The organism is Staphylococcus sp. TCBT05 (assembly GCF_055179755.1).
In genome coordinates, this window is record NZ_JBUQDQ010000038.1 from 414862 (window position 1) to 439655 (window position 24794).

A 24794-nucleotide genomic window follows, 5' to 3' on the forward strand; every position below is an offset into this window, starting at 1 on the left:
CACGATTTGAATAGTGAATTTAAAAAAGGAGTCATTTTTGCATTCGGTGCCTATATCTTATGGGGAATATTGCCAATATATTGGGAATTAATTCAAAATATAGGTGCTTTTGAAATACTAGCCTTTAGAATCATCTTTTCAATGATATTTATGGTTTTTATCGTAATCATCAGTAACAAGACAGGGCCATTTATCAAAGACGTGCAACAATTAATAAAACAACCCATTCAACTGATCGCAATTATTGCTGCCGGATATGTCATAACTATCAATTGGGGTACATTTATCTGGGCAGTGACCAATGGACATGTACTACAATCTAGTTTAGGTTATTATATCAATCCTTTAGTCAGCATATTATTAGCTCTAATCTTTTTAAAGGAACGGTTTAATAAAGCTGAATGGTTGGCCATTGCATTAGCGGTCATAGGCGTATTATATATGACATTAAAAATGGGTGTTTTTCCTGGTATTTCATTATTACTAGCAGGTTCATTTGGCATCTATGGCTTGATTAAAAAACTCGTTCCACTTGATGCGATAAGTAGTATCACTATTGAATGTATTGTAACTGCGCCTGCAGGACTGATATATATTTGGTATGTTTGGCAACAAGGAGGCTTGACTTTCGGTTACAATGTATCTTCATTCTGGTTACTATTATCTGGTGCAGTCACTGCAGTGCCACTCATTCTATTTTCAGCAGGAGCTAGACGTATTCCATTATCATTAACTGGATTTATACAATATATTGGACCTACGATCATGTTTGTACTCGGCGTCTTTTTATTTAAAGAACCGTTCAATATTGATCAACTCATCACTTTCATTTTTATATGGATTGGCATTATCGTATATAGCATCTCACAATATTTCAAAATCAAAAAAGATAAAAATCCAATTATAAATTAACTTCATTTATGATTTATTAAATCTCTAATCACACTGACACCATATATTTTATGTTGCGGTATTGTGTTAGAGATTTTTTTATTTTATAGTCAAATTCATCAATTAGTGCAATAATAATCTATAATATAAAGATTTTTTTAAATTCTTATAATGTTTAAGTAAACATTGAGTTTATTGTTAGAATAAACGGGATAACTGTAGTATTGTGAGACATAAGCGAGGCAAAGTTAAATTAAACGTTAACCGAGATACAGCCTAAAACAAAGTATAAAAGTATACATCTATATATTAATTAATAACGATTTATAGGAGTGATTACATGACAAGAGTATTAATATTAGGTGCAAATGGTGCAGTTTCTAAAGCAGCTATTAATTCATTTTTAGAAAATACATCATATACCTTACGATTATTTTTAAGAGATGCTAACAGATTACCTGATTTTGCATCAGACCGTATTAGAGTTAGGGAAGGTGACGCGACGAACCTAGATGATGTGAGTCGTGCATTAGAAGATGTAGATATCGTATTCGCAAGTTTATCAGGAGAATTAGATAAAGAAGCGGAAACCATTGTAAAGGCAATGGAAGATAAACAAGTCAAACGTTTGATATTTGTCACTGCGCTTGGTATTTATGATGAAGTGCCAGGAGAATTTGGTCAATGGATTAAAACACAAATTGGTGACCAATTGAGTACCTACAGAAAGGCAGCAGATATCATTGAAGCTTCTAATTTGGATTATACGATATTCCGACCTGCATGGTTAACTGAAAAAAATGAGATTGATTATGAAATCTCAACAAGGGCAGAACCATTTAAAGGTACAGAAGTGTCTAGAAAAAGTGTTGCTGCAGTTGCCGTTAATATCGCCAAAAATCCTGAACTATATTTTAAAGAAAACATTGGAATAAGCAAACCAAATACTGATAATCAAATCCCTAACATTTAGGATTCAACAATTAAGCTATATGTCTATTAGGGTAATCCAAATAATGTTATTTTATAAACCATCCGCTTCAAGGGTGGTTTTTTTATGATGCATTAGCACAATTTAATTCAGTAGCACCAATACACACTTAACAATGTAGAATTTAGAATACTTTCATCTTTGATTTTAGTCAGGTATTTTAATTAACTTACTTTTGACAATTGTTATTTTGTTATACAATAAGAATAATTACATATATGTAACAAAGGGGATAATATGATGTCTAACACTGAGCAACTAGATATTTTATATAAATTAAAAAAAGAAGTTGAAAAATCAAACAATGCACGACTCGTACATATCATTAATCAAGTAATTAAAAAAGTATACTTAGAACAATATACTGCTACTTTTGTTGGCCATTTCTCAGCAGGTAAGTCAACGTTAATTAATTTATTGTTTGAAGAAAATATATTACCGAGTTCACCTGTACCAACTACAAGTAATACCGCGATTGTTACTGTTACAGATGAAAATGGTATTATTGCCAATTTAAGTAATAAACAATATACGCAATTAGATAATTATGATGAAGTAAAGCAAATGAACCGTGAAAATTTCGATGTAGAATCTGTAGAGATAAAATATAATTCTCCTAAATTCAATAATGGATTTACCTTGCAAGATACACCAGGTGTTGATTCTAATGTCGCAACTCATCAATCAAGTACAGAAGAATTTATGTATACCAGCAATGTATTATTTTATACAGTAGACTATAATCACGTTCAATCCGCATTAAACTTCCAATTTATGAAACGACTAAACCAAGCCAATGTACCAGTTGTTTTTGTAATTAATCAAATTGATAAACATAACGAAGATGAAATATCATTTGATACCTTTAAATCTCGCGTAGAAAATTCCATTGCTGAATGGGAAATTAATTTGGATCGTATCTTCTATGTTTCAAAGTTCAAACACGAACACAATGAAATTGAAGATTTATCAAGTTATCTTGTAGAAAAGGATAATCATAGAGAAACAATCAATGACTATGTGGAACGTATCGTCAAATTTATTACCGATGAGCAATTATCATATATACAATATGAAATAAATGATTTATTAGATAAATTGGATATTTATGAAGCGGATTTCGACCATGCTTATTTGAAATTTCAACAACATCGTGAGGTAAGCGAAGAAGCAAAGTTATTAAATAATCCCGATCGTTTATTTAATTATTTAGAACAAAAACGTAAAGATATATTAGAAAATGCTTATGTCATGACACACGACACACGTGAAACAATTCGACACTATTTAGAAAGTCGTACTAAGGATTTTAAAGTTGGAGGTATCTTCAACCGAAAAAATAAAACACTTGCCGAACAGAATGAAAGGCTCAATCTTGTGGTGCAACAACTACAAGAAAAAGTGAATCAAGAAATTCGTCAACCGCTTCGAAGCGATATGTCATTCTTAACTAGATTTATTAACTCGGCCGAAATTAATAATGATATTTTAAATCAACATTATGAAATCAAACCTGAACTGATTACTGATTTATATCAACAGCAAATTAGTATTAGCAATCAATATGTACTAACATTTTCAGATGATTTAATGAAAGCAATTAAAAAATATATAGTGAATGCTTCAAATCCATTATTTAAAAAGGCTATCCAACATTCTAAAGCGAATGATATAGGCATTGAAGAGGAAGATGATTATAACGATTACCAACGCTTTATGGACTTCAGAAATCTTAGAGAGTCATTGCAAACTGAAAATTATATGCACTATTACATCCATATCGACGATTCACTTGATAAACTGATCGATCGTACAGAAATAGATTATAGTCCTAAACATAACCAAGAAACGACTAAAACAACGTTAACACAACATCAAAATACTGAGATAGTCACAAATGATTATACTGAACAAATCCAAAAAGGGTTAAATTTAATTAATGATATTCCATTATTTGAACAAACTAAGAAAGATATTAATGAGACATTAAGACGCCTTGATAATAAAATAATAAAAATAGGTGTATTCGGAACGTTTAGTGCAGGTAAAAGTAGTTTGATTAACGCTTTACTTGGTGATCAATATTTAGTCAGTTCACCAAATCCAACTACTGCGGCAATGACTGAATTGTCATATGGTACTGAAAGTCAGATAACATTAAAGGAACCCGAACAGCTACTCAACGAATTAAATCAAGTATTTGAAATAGAAAATAAATCTTTCGAGAGTATTACGGCATTTTTATCACAAAATATTTCAAAATTAACAGTTCATCTTGAAAAAAATAAATTAGCCTTTGTAAAAGCAGTTGAAAAACACTATACAATGTATCAAGATATGATTGATTCAGGCTTAGTTCACACGGTTGAACCTGAAGATATTAAAAAATGGAGTGCTGAAGATGAATATGCCACATTCGTTAATACTGTCCATCTTAAATTGCCTTTAGAATGGCTTAAAGATAAGATTATCGTTGATTCATTAGGTTTACATTCTAATAATCAACGACACACGAATGAAACTGAAAAAATACTTACATCATCTGATTTAATATTATATGTCAGCTATTTCAACCATTCCTTTACTGATAATGACAAACGTTTCATTGAACATATGAAAGACATGAATCAATTAAATGAAAACCAAGCATTTAAAATGATTATTAACGCAACTGATTTAGCAGAATCTGAAGAAGATTTGAATGCTGTAATTGAATATGTTGGCGATGCATTAGAACAAGTGAATATGAAATCGGATATATTTGCCGTTTCAAGCCGTGCAGCACTAAAATCAGGAGATACAGGAATTGATAAATTACGTGATAGCATTGTCCATTTTGCTCAGGTAGAATCAAAAGGCATATTACAAAAGCAAATGCTTGGTCAACTTGAACATATTTCAAACGCCTTCGACGATATGATTGAAGAATCCAAACATAATCAATCACAAATCGCTCAACGTAAAAAGAAATTAACTCAATATGATCAAACTCAAATCATTTCACAATCTTTACTACAACCAGCAGAACAACGAACTGCTAATGAGGTAGAGGACCAAATTTATCACTTGAGTGAACGTTTAAAAATTCAATTGCTTGATGAAGTCAAATCAGTTTATAATGGTCAAATGACAAAAAACAGTGATTTTTCAGCAGAAAAACGTATTTCAACAAAAACCTATTTAGATCAGATTCATCAACGTTTGTATTTAGAACAATCATTGCTAGTCGAAAGAATCAAAAAGTATTTTGTAGAACAATTATTAATGGAAATCGCACCATTAAAGCAGAAACTTGAACAAGTCCACGTGTTTTTTGAACCAGACTTTAAAGATATTGATGAATCATTAAACGAACCATTACTTAAAATTGATTTAGATTCATTTGTTAAGGCATTACCAAAGTCACTGACGAAAAAGAATATTCTACAGCCGAAAACACAAAGTGAAATTCAAGAACAAATCAATACTACTACTATGGAATTCCTAAGTTCTGGTATTGCTGATTTAAGAAAAGCATTAAACGACATCGTTAGTTCACTACAATCACAAGTTGATCAACATTGTCATGCGATAGAAGCGGATTTACATCAGCAAATTAAATCGTTACTTGCTTTCGATTTAGATAATCAATTAATTCAGCAACTTGAAGAGACAAATAAAACTTTACGAGAAATATTGAAAGTATAGAGAGGATTTATTTAATGACAAACAAAATATTACTCATTGATGGAATGGCGCTTTTATTCCGTCACTTTTATGCGACAAGCTTACACAATCAATTTATGCGTACATCAACAGGTATGCCTACAAATGGTGTTCAAGGTTTTGTTAGACACGTGTTTACAGCGATTAACGAAATTGATCCATCTCATGTAGCAGTGTGTTGGGATATGGGGAAGGCAACGTTTCGAAATGAAATGTACGATGGATATAAACAAAATAGACCTGCGCCACCTGAAGAACTTATTCCACAATTTGATTTTGTTAAAGAAGTATCAAACCAATTTGGTTTTGTAAATATAGGTGTCCAAAATTATGAAGCCGACGATGTAATCGGTACATTAGCACAAGCATATTCTGACGAACATCAAATTTATGTAATTACAGGCGATAGAGATATTTTACAGTGTATTAATCCTAACGTTGAAATATGGTTAACTAAAAAGGGCTTTAATATATATAATCGATACACACTAGATCGCTTCCAATCAGAATATGGTTTAGATCCAAAGCAATTGATCGATGTTAAAGCCTTTATGGGTGATACAGCAGATGGTTATCCTGGAGTTAAAGGTATCGGAGAAAAGACTGCCATTAAACTCATACAAAATCATGGTTCAGTAGAGTCCGTTATCCATGCATTAGATGAACTGACTCCTGGCCAACGTAAAAAAATAGAAACTGATATGGATAATTTAAAACTTTCAAAATCCCTTGCAGAAATTCATACTCAGGTACCTTTAAATGCTTCAAGCTTGTTAAATGATATGAAATTTGCAACAGATATCACTAAAATTTTAAACATTTGTAATGAACACGAATTGTTCGTTTCAAGAAAATATTTAACAACTCACTTTAATTAACAATAAAATTAAAACACGTATCGTTCAGGTTTTTAATCTTTACGATACGTGTTTTATTATGTTTATCAATATTGTAAATTAATGATTAATTCTTATTACCTTTAGTAAGTTTATACAAGGCATTTTGCGCATGATGGTTTGCTTCCTTATTTTGCGCTCTTGGTATCCATTTGACAAATAATAAATCAAATTCATGTTCCATTTTAAGCACTTGTTTAAAATAAGGTTTAAATTTTTCATTTTTTACTTGTCCCTTATTTAATGTATCTTCTATTAATTTAGAATCTGTATAAACCAAAGCAGTCTTTATATCTATTGCTTGCGCTTGTTCTAATGCAAATACTAATCCTGCCCATTCTGCAGTATGGTTATCCATTAACCCTAAATCAATGGTATAGTGATATCTTTGTTCTTCAGTAATGATGACCACAGCGCCTACACTTTGCCCTGGATTACCGGCTGTAGCTGCATCGAAAAATATTTTTGCCATAACTTCACCTACAAATTATATTTATTCTATCTTACCAAACGCTATGTTGTTATACTATATTTTTGAAACAAATTACTTGTTAATATACAACATGTTTCGTATTATAAATTACAAATAATAAACTTTACTAAAACACTCGGGATTAAGGAGAGGTTGTTTATGAAACAACTATTTATAATTCACGGCTACCAAGCAAGCACAAATAGTCATTGGTTCCAATGGTTAGCAGACAAAATGGCAAAGTATAGCTATAAGACACAAATCGTCTATTTACCCAATAGTAAAAATCCAGATTTTAAACAATGGGAACAAGCATTAAAAGATAATTTAGATAATAAACTTAATAGTCAAACTATAATTGTAGCTCATAGTCTAGGTGTTATTACTACCTTGAATTATTTATCAAAGCTAAATCAAATGCCAAAAATAAAAGGATTATTTTTAGTTTCAGGATTTATTCAGACATTAAATAATATTCCAGAACTTGATAACTATATTCAACAATGTAAAGTGACGCCTGAAAATATACAAGCAAGCCATATTTATTCTATAGCTGCAAATCAAGATCCAGTTGTAAATATAAAATCATCTGAACAATTATCAAATGCATTCAACATCGATACTTATACAATTCAACATAACGGACACTTTTTAGGAAATGAAGGTTACGAAACATTTAGTGAATTATATAATTTGATATCTAAAACACTGTGAAATGTCTAAATACTAATAAAGAAAGTGGTTAGGTTATATTAGAACTTCTTTATAAATGACTATGGAGCTTCAATTGATAAGTGACTAGTTGGTATAGAAAGGTCTACTCATATAATAAACTTAAGCATGTATATTATATTTTCAAAATTTTGGGCAGATTCTTACGGGATTAGCACTTACTGAAGACTACATGCTGAAGTGGGGACCGTGGAAACCATGCCCAAATCATTTAAAAATTTTTACAAATAAAAAAGTGAACCTAAAGTCATTTTAGGCTCACTCAAAAATATACATTTCACTTATTAATTCAAAACTTAGATTCAAAACATATTTAATATCCTTCATCTAATTTTTGTATCTTACCTTTACGATACATAGATTTCGCCCAGTATCCAAAAGGAACATTAAAAATCGTTGAAATTACCTTTAATAAATACGTCGTAATAAAGATTTCAAAGACAGCACCATTCGGCATTGAACCGATAAATGCAATCGCTACAAATAATGCAGTATCAATAATATTACTAATAATTGTACTACCATATGCCCTTACAATAAACGTTTTATCCGAACTAAAAACTTTTTTAATCATTGAAAAAATAAATACATCTAAATGTTGACCAATAATATAAGCAATGACTGATCCAAGTGCAATACGTGGCACGACATTGAAGATTGTAGCTAGTGCATGTTGAGACGTATCAATAGAAGACGGAATAAAATGAAGCGACATTTGCATCACAATAATCATCACTAAAGTAGAACTAAACCCAATCCATACAGCACGTTTTGCTACTTTCCGACCATAAATATCATTTAAAATATCCGTGGCCAAATAAATAGAAGCAAACATTACATTACCTAAAGTTGCTGAAATTGAAAATAAGTCAACTGTTTTAAGCACTTGAATATTAGCAATAATTGTACCAATTGCAATCCATGCAATTAAGCCTTGTTTGCCAAACATTCTATACATAATCACTAATAATAAAAACGTTACAACAAAGGTGAAAACACCAAATAATTCATTAAACAATTTAAAATCCTCCTAAATTTTGATGATGCGGGTATTTAGAAACCGCTATTAAACAACTGATTTATTTTACCAAAATATTATAAAATTGCAACCCCCTGAAAATAATAAAAATATCTAATTTTTTCAACTTTAGCCAATACAGTTTTTATATTAAACAATTGTAGTTACAAATGATATAATACGAACAAGTGACCTATACTTAATAAAGATAATTACACATAACATATATCTTTGTTAATTTTCAAAAATAGGAGCGTGACAAATATTTTAACTTATTCAGAAAAAGAAGCGATTGATGCAATCGATTACCTCATGAACACTTATTGTAATCAATGCTTATTAAAGAGTCATAAGAGAAAAACAGAAGGTAAAACACAAGCACATCATTTTTGTATAAATGAATGTTCGATAGGCAAACAAATTAAACAATTAGGAAACGAATTACAATAAGGAGGCAGTTATATTGGATATCAAAGGAATAGAACAAACACCAAGCCCTAATACAATTAAGGTTGTTTTAAATGAAGCTAGAGAAGGTAATCAATCAAATACTTATAATGCTGTGAAAGAAGATCAACCAGCATTTATTAACGCACTGTTAGCAATTGAAGAGGTTACTTCAATTTTTTATGTCATGGATTTCTTAGCTATTAATAAAAGTGACGAATCTGACTGGGATACGATTATTCCTAAAATCACAGAAACTTTAGTAGAAGCGTAAAAAGGAGGTACCTTTATGGAAATAGTTCGCGTAGAACCTACACCAAGTCCTAATACCATGAAAATTGTGTTAAATGAAAAAAGGCAAGATAATAAATCTAATACGTATACTTCTATACAGGATGGACAACCTCATTTCATCAATGACATTTTAGCAATTGAAGGTGTCAAATCTATCTTCCACGTCATGGACTTTTTAGCTGTAGACAAGAAGCCAAAATTTGATTGGGAAGAAGTGTTACCTCAAGTTACAGCAACACTGAAAGAAGATGAAGCAGCAACTGCAAACGAAGCTGTTCCTGACGAACATTTCGGTGAAGTGAAAACAGAAGTATTAAAATTTAAAGGCATACCATATCAAATTAAGTTGACGACTAATACAGAAGAAAAAAGAAAGCAACTACCTGAAATCTTTGTTGACAGTATGTTAGCTGCTCAAAAAGATGAAGATAACATTGTCTTTTTAAGAAAATGGGAAGACTTAGGTGTCAGATATGGCGAATTAGATGAGGTTATGGCAGAAGTTTTTGAAGAAATTACTGCAGTTTACCCAGAATCGACCTTAAAACAACTAGTCGAGGAAGCACTAGCAACAGATGTGGTTATACCAGAAAAGTCATATCAGCATGTGACATTAGAAACTTATCAATCTGCAAAAGATTGGAAAGATAAGTTAAGAATGTTAAAATCATTTCCTACACCAACGAAAACAGATTTCCCATTATTAGGGGAAGCATTAAATGAGACTAAAATTCCACTGCGTCGTGAAGCAGTAGTACTTCTTGGTATGATTGAGGATGAAGCAGTATTACCTTATTTATATAAAGGATTAAATGATAAGAGTCCAGCTGTAAGACGTACTGCGGGTGATTGCCTTAGTGATTTAGGATTTAAAAAGGCCTTGCCAGAAATGGAAAATGCACTTGATGATCCTCAAAAAATTGTCCGTTGGCGTGCTGCAATGTTTATATTTGACGAAGGAAATCAGGAGCAATTACCTGCTTTGAAGGCACATGCAAATGATCCAGCTTATGAGGTTAAATTACAAATAGAAATGGCAATATCTCGTATTGAAAATGGAGACGAAGCACTGGGTTCAGTGTGGAAACAAATCGCTAATCGAAATAAAAACAGTTAATTATAGGAGTTGTTATACATGAATGCATACGAAGCATATATGAATGAGCTAGCTACGCAAATGCGTACAGAATTGACGGGTAGAGATTTCAAAAGTTTAGAAAGTGCAGAAGCCGTTAAAGACTTTATGGGTAAAGTTAAAGAAGATGAAACAACATTTGTTGTTATTAATTCAACATGTGGCTGTGCTGCAGGTTTAGCTAGACCAGCAGCGGTAACTGTAGCTGAACAAAATGATAAAAAACCTACGCATAAAGTTACAGTATTTGCTGGACAAGATAAAGAGGCTACTGCCGAAATGAGAGATTATATTCAACAAGTACCTTCTAGTCCATCTTATGCATTATTTAAAGGGACAGAATTGAAGCATTTTATACCACGTGAACATATAGAAGGTAGAGATATCCAAGATATCTGTATGGATATTAAGGATGCTTTTGACGATTATTGTTAATTGTCGATCACATTATATTTTCTAGATTTATATTTTTAAAATAGACTAATTCGAACCAGTGCTTACAATTCAAATTTTCTATAATATGGATTGTGAACACTGGTTTTTAATATGTTAAGTCATAGTTCAAACCGTTTAGCAGTCAGTGTAAAATATATCAATTATTTTCTACACACGGCTTTAAAATATAATCATTTTCCAATATGATAAAGTTAACTAATATTAAAAGGAGAAGGAGTGCATTATTATGCAAAATACCTTTGATCAATCTTATCACGAATTATGCGAAGCGATATTAGAGATAGGTAAAGAAAAAGAAGACCGCACAAACACAGGAACAATTTCAAAATTTGGCCATCAGCTACGTTTTGATTTAACACAAGGGTTTCCACTATTAACTACAAAAAAAGTGTCGTTTAAATTAATTGCAACTGAACTGTTATGGTTTATTAAAGGCGATACAAATATTAAATACTTGTTACAATACAATAATAATATTTGGAATGAATGGGCTTTTGAAAATTATATCCAATCAAGTGATTACAATGGTCCGGATATGACTGATTTTGGTCATAGATCACAAACTGATTCAGAATTTAACGAACTTTATAAGGCTGAAATGCAAAAATTTAAGCAAGCCATTTTGACAGACGACGTATTTGCAGAAAAATATGGAAATCTTGGAAATGTATACGGAAAACAGTGGCGTGATTGGATAGATAAAGATGGTAATCATTTTGATCAATTAAAAACAGTGATTGATCAAATTAAACATAATCCTAACTCTAGAAGACACATTGTTTCAGCATGGAATCCAACAGAAATTGATACTATGGCTTTACCACCATGTCATACAATGTTTCAATTCTATGTACAAGACGGTAAATTAAGTTGTCAACTCTATCAACGAAGCGCAGATATATTCCTTGGTGTTCCATTTAACATAGCAAGCTATAGTTTATTAACACATTTAATTGCTAAAGAGTGTAATTTAGAAGTTGGAGAATTTATTCATACATTTGGGGATGCTCATATTTATTCAAATCATATCGACGCAATTGAGACACAGTTAGCTAGAGACAGCTATGCTCCACCACAATTAAAAATTAATAGCAATGCCTCTATTTTTGATATTGAATACGAAGACTTAGAAATTATAGATTATGAGTCTCATCCAGCAATTAAAGCACCAATTGCAGTATAAAACCGCTTTTTATTTAATAAATTGCACACTTTACTATATAATAATTGAGAGTTCATACAATTTTGAAAAATAGCTCACACAAAGGGAGGACCATCATGACACTTTCAATATTAGTGGCACATGATCAACAGAGGGTAATTGGCATTGACAATAAACTTCCTTGGCATTTGCCAAATGATTTAAAACACGTAAAATCTTTAACGACTCATAACACTTTAGTTATGGGTAGAGCAACGTTCGACTCGATTGGAAAGCCATTACCAAATAGACGTAACGTGGTATTAACTAGGAATAAAGCTTTCCATCATGAAGGTGTCGATGTGATACATTCTATTGATGAAATATTCGAATTACCAGGTCATGTATTTATCTTTGGTGGCCAAACATTATTTGAAGCATTAATTGATCAAGTTGACGATATGTATATCACAGTGATTGAAGATAAATTTAATGGCGATACCTTTTTCCCACCTTATACATTTAAAGAATGGGAAGTAGAATCAGCAGTAACAGGTGAATTAGATGAAAAGAACACTATTCCTCATACATTTTTACATTTAATTCGTAAGCAACATTAACAGGAGGAAATATATGAGTAAAAAGAAAATAGTGACGGACTCAACATCGGATCTTTCTCAAAAATATTTAACTGATAACGATATTAATGTTATTCCATTAAATCTAACGATAGATGGTGAATCATTTGCTGACCAAATTGATATTTCATCAGAAGCATTTATCGAAAAAATTGAAAATGATGCAGATGTTAAAACAAGTCAACCTGCAATTGGCAAATTTATCGATTTATATGATGAATTAGGTGCAGATGGTTCAGAAATCATTAGTATTCATATGACTTCCGGATTAAGTGGTACGTATCAAACTGCTTTGCAAGCAAGTCAAATGACTAAAAGTAATGTCACAGTTATCGATTCAAAATCCATATCCTATGGTTTAGGCTATCAAGTGCAACATGTAGTCAAATGGAATAATGAGGGACTTTCAACTACAGACATCGTTAACCAAATTAATGAATTACAAAAAGATATCAAGCTCTACGTTGTTATCGGTCAATTAAACCAATTAATTAAAGGTGGTCGCATCAGTAAGACAAAAGGTTTAATCGGTAATATGATGAAAATTAAACCCATAGGCACATTAGTTGATGGTAAAATAGAACTTATCCATAATTCACGTACACAAAATGCAAGCATTCAGTATTTGAAAAAGGAAATCACACAATTTATTGGAGATAAAAAAATTAAATCCATTGGAATTGCACATGCAAATATAATTGAATTCGTTGATAAAATCAAAAAACATTTCACTGAAGAATTTAATTTCACTCAATATGATACTAATGTTACAACGCCTGTGATTTCAACGCATACAGGACAAGGTGCAATCGGACTTGTCGTGCTTAGATCCTAAAAGCGAACTGTCGTAAATATTACAATTAAATCTTGTCTTAAATTAATATTCAATCAATTTTATAGCAAATTCCTTAAAATAGTGGTAATTTTATGACAAAATAGTATTAGGAGGGGTTTCATGGCTTATGCGACATTAGCAGGCGGTTGTTTTTGGTGTTTAGTAAAACCCTTCACCACATATCCAGGTATTGAAACAGTAGTTTCAGGGTATAGTGGTGGACATGTGGATCATCCTACTTACGAAAGTGTAAGTACAAATCAAACTGGACATGTAGAAGCAGTTCAAATTACTTATGATCCAGAAGTAACTACATTCGAGAATATTCTTGATGTATATTTCAAAACATTTGATCCAACTGATAATGGCGGACAATTCTTTGACCGTGGCGAACATTATCAACCAGTCATCTTTTATCACAATGAACACCAAAAGCAAGCAGCAGAAGCAAAAATACAAGAATTGAACGAACAAGCAATCTTTGATAAACCAGTAATAACACCCATTAAACCGTATAAAAATTTCTATCCTGCCGAATCTTATCATCAAGATTATTATAAAAAGAACCCGCTACATTATGAGCAATATAAACGTGGTTCAGGAAGAAAAGCTTTTATAGAAAAACATTGGGGGAAACAAAATGATTAAAAAGTCAAAAAATGATTTAACTGAAATGGAATATCTTGTAACACAAGAAAATGGAACTGAACCACCTTTTCAAAATGAATATTGGAATCATTTTGAAAAAGGTATTTATGTTGATAAAATTTCAGGTAAGCCATTATTTACATCTGAAGAAAAATTTGAATCAGATTGTGGTTGGCCTAGTTTTTCTAAAGCATTGGATGACGATGAAATCATTGAATTAGTCGATAAATCCTTTGGCATGGTTCGAACTGAAGTGCGTTCAGAAGATGCAAATAGTCACCTTGGACATGTATTTAATGACGGTCCAACTGAAAGTGGTGGATTACGTTACTGCATTAATTCAGCAGCAGTACAATTTATTCCATTCGATAAATTAGAAGAATTAGGTTATGGAGATTTAATACCACATTTTGAAAAATAAGGAGCGAACAAGTTATGTTTAAAAAGTTATTTGGTAAAAACAAAGAAGTAAATAAAGATAGTGAAATTTTTGCACCACTTACTGGAGAATATGTAAAAATAGAAGACATTCCAGACCCTGTCTTCGCACAAAAAATGATGGGTGAAGGCTTTGGAATTAACCCAACTGAAGGTGAAGTTGTATCACCAATTGAGGGTAAAATTGATAACGTCTTCCCAACTAAACATGCTATCGGATTAAAAGCAGACAATGGTCTAGAATTATTAGTTCATATTGGTTTAGATACCGTACAATTAGACGGAGAAGGATTTGAAATTTTAGTTGAAAGTGGCGACACTGTAAATGTTGGTGACCCGATTCTTCGCTTCGACTTAAATTATATTAAAGAAAATGCAAAATCTGTTATTTCACCTATTATTATCACTAACTCTGATAATACTACATCTGTTTCAATTGCTGATGTGGCATCAGTTACTAAAGGTGAAACTAAAATTATTGATGTGACAATGAATTAATGAAAGACCATTCATTTTATCAATTTGTATTAACCGTACGTGGTCGTAATGATGAGAAAGGTAGATTAGCTGAAGAAATTTTTGATGATTTATCCTTTCCAAAGCACGAAAAAGACTTCCATTCTTTATCAGATTATATAGAAACACAAAGTACGTTCACTATTTCTATGTCTGTGTTTGATGATTTATATGAAGAATATACGGAATGGTTAAAATTTTAAATCACTTAATATTTGTCGATATATATATAAGTATATTAAAATATTAATGTGTCATATAAGATGCTGGGATTAATCGAATATGGTTCAATCCCAGCTATTTTTATTTTCATAAAAAATCTAATTGATAAATTGTACATAAGTATTAGGAAGTGATGAAATGTCGGATAATAAAGAAATTCAAGAGCAAGATCAACCAGTAGAACAACAACAAAAACGCGTAAGTTTCAAAAAAAGTAACCTGATTTTATTATTACTGACAACAATTTTTTTGACGGTATTAATTACAGTATTTGCTACGATTGCAATTAGCCATTGGACGAGCGGACTAAATGGGCAACAACGTGCTGAAATGAAAAAAGTTCAACAAGTATATAAAATTTTAAATGACGAATATTATAAGAAAACAAATTCTGAAAAATTATCCGAAGCTGCAATAGATGGCATGGTTAAAGACCTAGACGACCCATATTCTGAATATATGACTAAAAAGGAAACAACATCATTTAATGAAGATGTTTCAGGTGATTTTGTCGGAATAGGTGCTGAAATGCAGAAGAAAAATAATAAAATTGAAATTACCAGTCCTATGAAAAGTTCTCCAGCTGAAAAAGCTGGTATTCGACCAAAAGATGTTGTGACAAAAGTTAATGGCAAGTCAGTAAAAGGCAAGCCTTTAGAAAGTATTGTAAAACAAGTAAGAGGAAAACAGGGAACAAAGGTCACTTTAACTATTGAAAGGGCCAATCAAGAACATGAAATTACGATAAAGAGAGATAAAATCCACGTTAAAAGTGTAGAATATAAAAAGCATAAAAACATCGGTGTGTTTACGATTAATAAATTCCAAAATAGTACATCTGGCGAACTCAAGTCGGCAATCATAAAAGCGCATAAAGATGGTGTGAGAAATATTGTGATTGATTTAAGAAATAATCCAGGTGGTTTATTAGACGAAGCTGTTAAAATGGCCAATATCTTTATTGATAAAGGGGATACTGTGGTCCAATTACAAAAAGGAAATCATAAAGAAAAAGTAACAGCACCTAATGATTCATTAAAAGAAGCTAAAGATATGCATGTCTCTATATTGGTAAATAAAGGTTCTGCAAGTGCTTCTGAAGTGTTTACTGGTGCTATGAAAGACTATAATAAGGCAAAGGTTTATGGTACAAAAACATTTGGTAAAGGTATTGTACAAACAACACACGAATTTAGTGATGGTTCATTATTAAAATTTACTAATATGAAATGGTTAACGCCTAAAGCGCACTACATTCATGGTAAAGGTATTAAACCCGATGTAAAAATTTCTGAACCAGCCTACCAATCTTTAAATGTAATTCCTAATAAAAAGGTTTATAAACTAAATGATACGGATAAAAATGTTAAGACCATGAAAATTGGTTTAACAGCATTAGGCTTTAAAGTTGATAATGAATCCGAAAAATTTGATAGTTCTTTAGCAACTGCAATTAAAGCATTCCAAAGTAAGAATGATTTAACTGTTACTGGAGAATTTGATAAAAAAACAAATGAAAAATTCACTCAAGAACTAGTTAATAAAGCTAATGGTGAAGATACTGTATTACAGAATTTATTGCAAAAATTAAATTAAATGTAAGAGGTGTTTTTAATGATTAGAGTTGCAACACTAAGAGACTTAAACAGTATTTTAACAATTGTTGAAGAAGCTAAAGCTGTTATGCAGCAAGATAACAATAATCAGTGGGATGAACACTATCCAGTCGAAAGTCATTTTGAAGAAGATATCAATAAAGAAACCTTATATGTATTAGAAGAAAATGATGAAATTTATGCATTTATTGTGGTCGACCAAAGTCAATCTGAGTGGTATGATAATTTAAAATGGCCTGTTAATAGAGAAGGTGCGTATGTTATCCATAGACTTGCAGCATCAGCAGAATATAAAGGTGCTGCAACTAAATTATTTGATTTTGCAGTCAACCTAGCTTTAGATCATGATATTCATCTCATGATTACCGATACCTTTGCACTTAATAAACGTGCACAAGGATTATTCGAAAAGTTCGGTTTCAATAAAGTTGGTGAAGCAAAAATTGATTACCATCCGTATAACAAAGGCGAACCATTTTATGCATATTATAAAAATTTAGAAGAATAGAGGTTTTATTATGTCGAAAATCGCTTTTACAGGAGGCGGCACAGTTGGGCATGTATCAGTAAATTTAAGCTTGATTCCAACTGCAATAGAAGAAGGCCATGAAGCATTTTATATTGGCTCTAAAACTGGTATTGAACGAGAAATGATCGAATCTCAATTACCTGAAGTACAATATCATGCGATTTCTAGTGGTAAATTACGTAGATATATATCTTGGGAGAATATTAAAGATGTGTTTAAAGTACTCAAGGGTATCATCGATGCACGTAAAGTGTTAAAGAAAGAACAACCTGATTTACTTTTTTCAAAAGGTGGATTTGTATCAGTACCAGTTGTCATTGCAGCTAAAAGCTTAAAAATTCCAACAATTATTCATGAATCTGATTTAACACCTGGCTTAGCCAACAAAATTTCGTTAAAATTTGCCAAAAAAATCTATACTACCTTTGAGGATACACTTCAGTATTTACCTCAAGACAAGGCAGATTTTGTTGGAGCTACTGTACGCGAAGACCTAAAATCTGGAGACAAAAAACGAGGTTATCAATTAACCCACTTTAATGAAAATAAAAAGGTCTTACTTGTAATGGGTGGTAGCTTAGGCAGTAAGAAATTAAATGAAATCATACGTCAAAATTTAGCAGCTCTGCAAGAAACATATCAAATCATCCATTTGACTGGTAAAGGATTGCTAGATTCTTCATATAACGATAAAGATGGTTATGTACAATTTGAGTTCGTTAAAGATGATTTAACAGACTTACTGGCGATTACTGATACTGTAATCAGTCGAGCGGGTTCAAATGCAATTTATGAATTTTTAACGTTAAAAATTCCTATGTTACTCATTCCACTTGGTTTAGATCAATCGCGTGGAGATCAAATTGATAATGCAAAGAATTTTGAATCTAAGGGCTTTGGTAGAACAATTCCAGAAGATACATTAACTGAAGAAGACTTAATTAAACAACTGCAAGAAATTGAAGCAGATAGAACAACTATCATTGAGCAAATGAGCGTTTATAAAGAGAGCTTCACACGTTATGATTTATTCCACAAAATTTTACAAGATGCAAAATAAGAACTGGAGGTGTGTGCAATGAGTCGTTGGAAAAGAATATCCTTACTAATTATATTCACATTGATCTTTGGCATCATTGCATTCTTTCATGAATCCAGATTAGGCAAGTGGATTGATAATGAAGTTTATGAATTTATATATTCATCTGAAAGCTTTATTAGTACATCAATCTTCTTAGGATTTACCAAAGTTGGAGAAGTTTGGGCAATGGTCACATTATCCTTATTACTCGTGGCATATTTAATGCTAAAACGATTAAATATCGAAGCGCTATTCTTTGCAATTGCAATGAGTTTATCAAGTACTTTAAATCCATTGCTCAAAAATATATTCGATAGAGAGAGACCAACGCTATTAAGATTGATTGATATCTCAGGATTTAGCTTTCCAAGTGGTCATGCAATGGGAGCAACAGCATTTTTTGGAAGCTCGATTTATATTGTTAACAGAGTATTAAAAGGTAATTCCAAGGCATTTATGATAGGATTATGTGCTTTATTTATAATTATGATCTCATCGTCTCGTGTATATCTCGGTGTACATTATCCGACTGATATTATAGCTGGAATTATCGGTGGTGCATTTTGTGTAGTATTATCAACATTAATCCTAAGACATAAACTACAAATATAATAAGTTATAATTTTAAAAAGCAGTTAGATGAAAAAATCATCTAACTGCCTTTTTTTGTGTCAAAATTTATTATAAAAGCCGATTTTACAAAGTAAAACCGGCTTTTATATTTCACGTCGTCTCGCAACGTTAGTCTTTTACGGGCATATAAAAGGGGATATTTATGAAAATGATTAATCCAACTAAGAACAAATATGTGTGGGGGGAATGTCTTATGTTTGGAATTGATAATCATTTTCAATTACATTATACAACACTGAGAATAATTGTCAATTAGAAATCGTAATTTTTTTAAATTCATTTAAAAACGCTTTCTGTAACACTAATTCAGTGATAAAAATGATTATAAATGATATTCATTCTCAATACAAATAATAAAGATTAAAATAACAAATTATCAACAATTTAAGATAATAACTTTCTACATGAATTATTTTCCTTTAATATATAGGTGAGGTGCGGAACTAATGACAAAAATTTTAATTGTAGAAGATGAACAAAATCTTGCTCGATTTATAGAACTTGAACTGGAGCATGAAAATTATACTGTAGATATTGAAAACGATGGAAAATTAGGTCTAGAAAAGGGAGTAACAAACAATTATGACTTAATTCTATTAGATTTAATGTTACCTAATATCAACGGACTTGAAATATGTCGCCAAATCAGACAAAGCCAAACAACACCTATTATAATTATCACTGCAAAGAGTGATACATATGATAAAGTGGCAGGCCTCGATTATGGCGCTGATGATTATATCGTAAAGCCATTTGATATAGAGGAACTATTAGCAAGAATTAGAGCCATGTTGCGAAGACAACCTAAGAAAAACATCATTGACATAAAAGGGCTTATTATAGATAAAGATGCCTTTAAAGTTACTGTTGATGGTATGCCTTTAGACTTAACAAAAACTGAATATGATTTACTTTATTTGCTCGCTAAAAATAAGAACCATGTAATGCAACGCGAACAAATAATAACAGATGTGTGGGGATATGATAGTGAAGTCGAAACGAATGTAGTTGACGTTTATATTAGATATCTTAGAAATAAATTAAAACCATTTGGCAAAGATAAATATATTGAGACAGTACGTGGTGTCGGGTATGTGATAAGGCAATGAAACAACGTAAATTACGCACAAAGTGGATGATTATTACAACGACTATCACTTTTCTAACTATATTCTTTTTCAGCATCATAATCATATTTTTCTTAAGCAGTTCATTAAGACATAACGAACTTGATGAGGCAGAAAGAAGTTCTGAAGATATTCAAAAGCTATTTGATACTAAAAAGTTATCCGAAATCACACCATTAGATTTAAATGCAGCGCTAGGGAATTTTCAAAAAGTAATGTTATTTAATGAAGATGGCAAGAAAATAATAGAAACTTCTAACAGTCATTCCATCGATATTTCACCGAGATTGCAAAAAACGGATATTAATCATGTTATCGTAAAAAATGAACATAACAACGATTATCTTGTTATCACACGTCATATTGATATGCCAAATTTTAAAGGCTATAGTGTCGTCGTACACTCATTGGAAGACTATAATGCACTCGTAAGTTCACTGTACTTTTTAGCACTCATCTTTGGAGTGATTGCAACCTTTATCACTGCAATTATTAGTTACTTCTTTTCATCACAAATAACGAAACCACTCATATTAATGTCGAATAAGATGCAACAAATTCGACGAGACGGCTTCCAAGAGAAAGTAGAACTCACAACGAACTATGAAGAAACAGATAATTTAATAGTCACTTTTAATGCAATGATGTACCAATTAGAAGAATCATTTAATCAACAGCGTCAATTTGTAGAAGATGCTTCACACGAATTACGAACTCCTTTACAAATTATTCAAGGCCATTTGAATTTGATACAACGCTGGGGTAAGAAAGATGCAGCAATCTTAGAAGAATCACTTGATATTTCTTTAGAAGAAATGAACCGTATCACTAAATTAGTAGAAGAATTGTTATTACTTACTAAAGATAATACGAATACTAAATTCAAAGAATTAGAAAACGTGGAAATTAATCATGAAATATCATCCCGTATTAAATCATTAGAACAATTACACCAAGACTATACCTTTGAATTTGAACCATATGCGAAACCGATAAATATTAAAATTGATCGTTATCAATTAGAACAAGTATTAATTATATTTATCGATAACGCTATGAAATATGATCAAATTAATAAATATATTCATATTCAAACCAACCTTAAGAACAAACAAATTTCAATAGAAATTACTGACCATGGTGTCGGTATACCTAAGGAAGATATAGAATTTATATTTGATCGCTTTTATAGAGTAGATAAATCTCGTTCACGAAAATTAGGCGGTAATGGATTAGGATTATCCATTGCAAAAAAAATCATCGAACTAAATAATGGAACAATACAAGTTGAAAGTGAACTAAGGAAATATACCACTTTTAGAATAGTATTTTAACGTTTGGACAGACTACAACTATTAAATGTTCAAATTTTATATGTTACACTATTAAATATAAAATACAAAAAGCAGAACCATTTTAAATGAGGTTCTGCTTTTTTCATAGAACTAGGTTATTGGCACTTTAATTTGAATAAATTTAATGCTATTATTGTTGTGTAAGCGTTTCAACTATTTTGTGGAGGGTGTAAAATGAGCAACGAAAAACAGGTTTCCGAGGCACCTGTAAATTTCGGGGCAAATCTTGGATATGTTTTGGATTTATATGATATATATCTAAACGATCCTGCTTCAGTCCCTGAAGATTTGCAAGTCCTATTTAGTACAATTAAAGACGGTGAAGCAAACATCGCAACAAATACAACAAATCAATCACAATCGACTAAAGGCGACAGTACTATTAAACGTGTGATGCGCCTAATCGATAATATTCGCCAATATGGGCATTTATTGGCAGATATTTATCCAGTCAACAGACCAGCGAGAGAACATGTTCCAAAATTAAGTATAGAAGATTTTAATTTAGATCGTGAAACGCTTGAATCTATCTCAGCTGGTATCGTTTCTGAGCATTTTAAAGATATTTATGATAATGCTTATGAAGCAATCGTACGTATGGAAAAGCGATATAAAGGACCAATCGCTTTCGAATATACTCATATTAACAATAATAAAGAACGCGTATGGTTGAAGAGACGAATCGAAACACCATACAAAGCCTTATTAAATGAAAATCAAAAAATTGAACTTTTTAAAAAATTAGCACATGTTGAAGGCTTTGAGAAATATCTACACAAGAACTTCGTTGGAGCAAAACGCTTTTCAATTGAAGGTGTAGACTCACTCGTTCCAATGCTTCAACAAACATTAAAGTTAGCCAGTGATGAAGGTATACAAAATATTCAAATCGGTATGGCACACCGAGGCAGACTAAATGTACTGACTCACGTACTTGAGAAACCATATGAAATGATGATTTCTGAATTTATGCATACTGACCCTATGAAGTTCCTACCTGAGGATGGAAGCCTTCAGCTTACTTCTGGTTGGTCAGGAGATGTGAAATACCATTTAGGTGGCGTAAAAACTACTCAATCTTATGGAATTGAACAATGTATTTCATTAGCAAATAACCCTAGTCACTTAGAAATCGTTTCACCAGTAGTGTTAGGTAAGACTAGAGCAGCACAAGATGATACGCATAAATCAGGTGCAGTTTCAACAGAGTTTAAAAAATCAATGCCAATTATCATTCATGGTGATGCAGCTTATCCTGGACAAGGCATAAACTTTGAAGCGATGAACTTAGGTAATTTAGATGGTTATTCTACGGGTGGTTCATTACACATCATCACAAATAACCGTATTGGCTTTACTACTGAACCACATGATGGTCGTTCAACAACATATTCTTCAGATGTTGCTAAAGGATATGATGTGCCAATCATGCATGTAAATGCAGATGATGTTGAAGCTACTATTGAAGCAATTGAAATTGCCATGGCATTCAGAAAGGAATTCCATAAAGACGTTGTTATTGACCTTGTTGGTTATCGTCGTTACGGGCATAACGAAATGGATGAACCATCTATAACAAACCCACTACAATACCATGAAATTCGTAAACATGATCCAGTAGATGTTCTTTACGGTAAACAACTCGTAAATGAAGGTATTATCACTGAAGATCAAATGAATCAAATTATCGACGATGTACAAAAAACATTACGTGCAGCACATGATAAAATTGATAAAAACGATAAAATGGACAATCCAGATATGCAAAAACCTGAAAGTCTAGCTGAACCTATCCAAACTAAGGATGAAGATGTCAGCTTAGAACGTTTGAAAGAAATCAATGATGCGATGTTAACTTATCCATCAGGTTTCAATGTTCTTAAAAAATTAAATAAAGTACTTGAAAAACGACAAGAACCATTTGAAAGTGAAGAAGGATTAGTTGATTGGGCACATGCTGAGCAATTAGCATTTGCAACAATTACGCAAAACGGAAATCCAATTCGTTTGACTGGTCAAGACAGTGAACGTGGTACATTTAGCCATCGTCATGCAGTTCTACACGATCCTGATACTGGGGAAGAATATGTGCCATTACACCATGTTCCTAACCAAAAAGCGACTTTCGAAGTACGAAATTCACCACTTTCAGAAGCAGCAGTCGTTGGTTTCGAATATGGATATAACGTGCAAAACAAAGCATGTATGACGATTTGGGAAGCTCAGTACGGAGATTTCTCTAATATGGCTCAAATGATATTCGATAACTTCTTATTCAGCGCTCGCGCTAAATGGGGAGAACGTTCAGGCTTAACATTGTTATTACCACATTCATTTGAAGGTCAAGGACCTGAACACTCATCTGCTCGTTTAGAGAGATTCTTACAACTTGCAGGCGAAAACAACACAACAGTTGTTAATTTATCTAGTTCTAGTAACTATTTCCATTTATTACGTGCACAAGCTGCTAATTTAGATTCTCAATCTATGAGACCTTTAGTAGTTATGTCACCTAAGAGCTTATTACGTAACAAGACGGTAGCGGATCCAATTAGCAAATTTACTACAGGAAAATTCGAACCAATTTTACCTGAGGAACATGATAAAAATACCGTGAAAAAAGTAATACTAGCTTCAGGAAAAATGTTTATCGATTTAAAAGAATACTTAGCAAAAAATCCAGATGAGTCTATTCTTTTAATCGCTGTAGAAAGATTGTATCCATTCCCAGCTTCAGAAATTGAAGCATTGTTGAATGAGTTACCAAATCTAGAAAATGTAGCCTGGGTACAAGAAGAACCTAAAAACCAAGGCGCTTGGTCATTTGTTTATCCATATTTAAAAGAACTTACAACAGACAAGTATGATTTAAGTTATCATGGTCGTATTCAACGTTCAGCTCCAGCTGAAGGTGACGGTGAAATACACAAACTCGTTCAAAATATGATACTAGAACAAAGTACAAAAATTAACTAGGG

The 24794-nt window shown here is 31.9% G+C and carries 25 protein-coding genes; 23 read left to right on the forward strand and 2 right to left on the reverse strand.

Annotated features, from left to right (window positions below; translation table 11 throughout):
* The first annotated feature begins 6 nt into the window (after nucleotides 1-6).
* The 4 genes from rarD to ACY191_RS09160 all read left to right on the forward strand — a co-directional run bounded on the left by rarD (nucleotide 7) and on the right by ACY191_RS09160 (nucleotide 6465).
* Entirely contained in the window at nucleotides 7-912 is a 906-nt protein-coding gene (rarD, locus tag ACY191_RS09145) for an EamA family transporter RarD (RefSeq protein ID WP_229367213.1), read from the forward strand.
* Nucleotides 913-1231: 319 nt separating this feature from the next.
* Nucleotides 1232-1864, forward strand: a complete 633-nt coding sequence (locus ACY191_RS09150) for an SDR family oxidoreductase (protein WP_229367212.1) — start codon at nucleotides 1232-1234, stop codon at nucleotides 1862-1864.
* A 258-nt stretch (nucleotides 1865-2122) separates the two neighbouring features.
* On the forward strand, nucleotides 2123-5569 hold the full coding sequence (locus ACY191_RS09155) for a dynamin family protein (RefSeq protein ID WP_229367211.1): 3447 nt from the start codon (nucleotides 2123-2125) through the stop codon (nucleotides 5567-5569).
* Between the two features lie 14 nt (nucleotides 5570-5583).
* Nucleotides 5584-6465: a 5'-3' exonuclease gene (locus ACY191_RS09160; RefSeq protein WP_042738673.1), complete on the forward strand. Its 882-nt coding sequence runs from the start codon at nucleotides 5584-5586 to the stop codon at nucleotides 6463-6465.
* Between the two features lie 85 nt (nucleotides 6466-6550).
* On the opposite strand, the gene ACY191_RS09165 is transcribed toward ACY191_RS09160, so the two are convergent.
* A complete protein-coding gene (locus ACY191_RS09165) occupies nucleotides 6551-6955 on the reverse strand; it encodes a ribonuclease HI family protein (RefSeq protein WP_229367210.1) in 405 nt (134 codons plus the stop codon).
* Between the two features lie 159 nt (nucleotides 6956-7114).
* Here ACY191_RS09165 and ACY191_RS09170 point away from each other — a divergent pair, with 159 nt between their 5' ends.
* Nucleotides 7115-7669 carry an RBBP9/YdeN family alpha/beta hydrolase gene (locus ACY191_RS09170; protein WP_229367209.1) on the forward strand — a complete coding sequence of 185 codons (555 nt, stop codon included), beginning with the start codon at nucleotides 7115-7117 and terminating at the stop codon, nucleotides 7667-7669.
* A 331-nt stretch (nucleotides 7670-8000) separates the two neighbouring features.
* On the opposite strand, the gene ACY191_RS09175 is transcribed toward ACY191_RS09170, so the two are convergent.
* Entirely contained in the window at nucleotides 8001-8705 is a 705-nt protein-coding gene (locus ACY191_RS09175; protein ID WP_229367208.1) for a queuosine precursor transporter, read from the reverse strand.
* Nucleotides 8706-8960: 255 nt separating this feature from the next.
* Here ACY191_RS09175 and ACY191_RS09180 point away from each other — a divergent pair, with 255 nt between their 5' ends.
* The 18 genes from ACY191_RS09180 to ACY191_RS09265 all read left to right on the forward strand — a co-directional run bounded on the left by ACY191_RS09180 (nucleotide 8961) and on the right by ACY191_RS09265 (nucleotide 24792).
* On the forward strand, nucleotides 8961-9155 hold the full coding sequence (locus tag ACY191_RS09180; protein ID WP_042738677.1) for a zinc-finger domain-containing protein: 195 nt from the start codon (nucleotides 8961-8963) through the stop codon (nucleotides 9153-9155).
* A 13-nt stretch (nucleotides 9156-9168) separates the two neighbouring features.
* A complete protein-coding gene (locus ACY191_RS09185; protein WP_229367207.1) occupies nucleotides 9169-9426 on the forward strand; it encodes a NifU N-terminal domain-containing protein in 258 nt (85 codons plus the stop codon).
* Between the two features lie 15 nt (nucleotides 9427-9441).
* Nucleotides 9442-10563: a conserved virulence factor C family protein gene (locus tag ACY191_RS09190; RefSeq protein ID WP_042738679.1), complete on the forward strand. Its 1122-nt coding sequence runs from the start codon at nucleotides 9442-9444 to the stop codon at nucleotides 10561-10563.
* A gap of 18 nt (nucleotides 10564-10581) precedes the next feature.
* Nucleotides 10582-11016, forward strand: coding sequence for a bacilliredoxin BrxA (gene brxA, locus ACY191_RS09195; protein WP_042738680.1), 435 nt, complete (start codon nucleotides 10582-10584; stop codon nucleotides 11014-11016).
* A 247-nt stretch (nucleotides 11017-11263) separates the two neighbouring features.
* Nucleotides 11264-12220, forward strand: coding sequence for a thymidylate synthase (locus ACY191_RS09200; protein WP_042738681.1), 957 nt, complete (start codon nucleotides 11264-11266; stop codon nucleotides 12218-12220).
* Nucleotides 12221-12315: 95 nt separating this feature from the next.
* Nucleotides 12316-12798, forward strand: coding sequence for a dihydrofolate reductase (locus ACY191_RS09205; protein WP_042738682.1), 483 nt, complete (start codon nucleotides 12316-12318; stop codon nucleotides 12796-12798).
* Nucleotides 12799-12811: 13 nt separating this feature from the next.
* Entirely contained in the window at nucleotides 12812-13651 is an 840-nt protein-coding gene (locus ACY191_RS09210) for a DegV family protein (RefSeq protein WP_042738683.1), read from the forward strand.
* A 120-nt stretch (nucleotides 13652-13771) separates the two neighbouring features.
* Nucleotides 13772-14299 carry a peptide-methionine (S)-S-oxide reductase MsrA gene (msrA, locus tag ACY191_RS09215; protein ID WP_229367206.1) on the forward strand — a complete coding sequence of 176 codons (528 nt, stop codon included), beginning with the start codon at nucleotides 13772-13774 and terminating at the stop codon, nucleotides 14297-14299.
* Nucleotides 14292-14720 carry a peptide-methionine (R)-S-oxide reductase MsrB gene (gene msrB / locus ACY191_RS09220; protein WP_042738685.1) on the forward strand — a complete coding sequence of 143 codons (429 nt, stop codon included), beginning with the start codon at nucleotides 14292-14294 and terminating at the stop codon, nucleotides 14718-14720. Before msrA ends, msrB begins: the two co-directional genes overlap by 8 nt.
* 14 nt (nucleotides 14721-14734) lie before the next feature.
* Nucleotides 14735-15235 (forward strand): PTS sugar transporter subunit IIA, encoded by a 501-nt coding sequence (locus ACY191_RS09225; RefSeq protein WP_042738686.1) that lies wholly within the window; start codon nucleotides 14735-14737, stop codon nucleotides 15233-15235.
* Nucleotides 15235-15456, forward strand: a complete 222-nt coding sequence (locus tag ACY191_RS09230; protein ID WP_042738687.1) for a YozE family protein — start codon at nucleotides 15235-15237, stop codon at nucleotides 15454-15456. The genes ACY191_RS09225 and ACY191_RS09230 overlap by 1 nt, the downstream gene beginning before the upstream one ends.
* 157 nt (nucleotides 15457-15613) lie before the next feature.
* Nucleotides 15614-17071, forward strand: a complete 1458-nt coding sequence (locus ACY191_RS09235) for a S41 family peptidase (protein WP_463270006.1) — start codon at nucleotides 15614-15616, stop codon at nucleotides 17069-17071.
* Nucleotides 17072-17089: 18 nt separating this feature from the next.
* Complete coding sequence (locus ACY191_RS09240) at nucleotides 17090-17599, forward strand: GNAT family N-acetyltransferase (protein ID WP_229367204.1); 510 nt, start codon at nucleotides 17090-17092, stop codon at nucleotides 17597-17599.
* A 10-nt stretch (nucleotides 17600-17609) separates the two neighbouring features.
* Nucleotides 17610-18680 (forward strand): undecaprenyldiphospho-muramoylpentapeptide beta-N-acetylglucosaminyltransferase, encoded by a 1071-nt coding sequence (locus ACY191_RS09245; RefSeq protein WP_229367203.1) that lies wholly within the window; start codon nucleotides 17610-17612, stop codon nucleotides 18678-18680.
* 18 nt (nucleotides 18681-18698) lie between these two features.
* Nucleotides 18699-19313: a phosphatase PAP2 family protein gene (locus ACY191_RS09250; RefSeq protein ID WP_042738691.1), complete on the forward strand. Its 615-nt coding sequence runs from the start codon at nucleotides 18699-18701 to the stop codon at nucleotides 19311-19313.
* A 467-nt stretch (nucleotides 19314-19780) separates the two neighbouring features.
* On the forward strand, nucleotides 19781-20443 hold the full coding sequence (locus ACY191_RS09255; protein ID WP_463270007.1) for a response regulator transcription factor: 663 nt from the start codon (nucleotides 19781-19783) through the stop codon (nucleotides 20441-20443).
* Nucleotides 20440-21795, forward strand: coding sequence for a HAMP domain-containing sensor histidine kinase (locus tag ACY191_RS09260; protein ID WP_229367201.1), 1356 nt, complete (start codon nucleotides 20440-20442; stop codon nucleotides 21793-21795). Before ACY191_RS09255 ends, ACY191_RS09260 begins: the two co-directional genes overlap by 4 nt.
* Before the next feature lie 195 nt (nucleotides 21796-21990).
* Entirely contained in the window at nucleotides 21991-24792 is a 2802-nt protein-coding gene (locus tag ACY191_RS09265) for a 2-oxoglutarate dehydrogenase E1 component (protein ID WP_229367200.1), read from the forward strand.
* Nucleotides 24793-24794 lie beyond the last annotated feature (2 nt).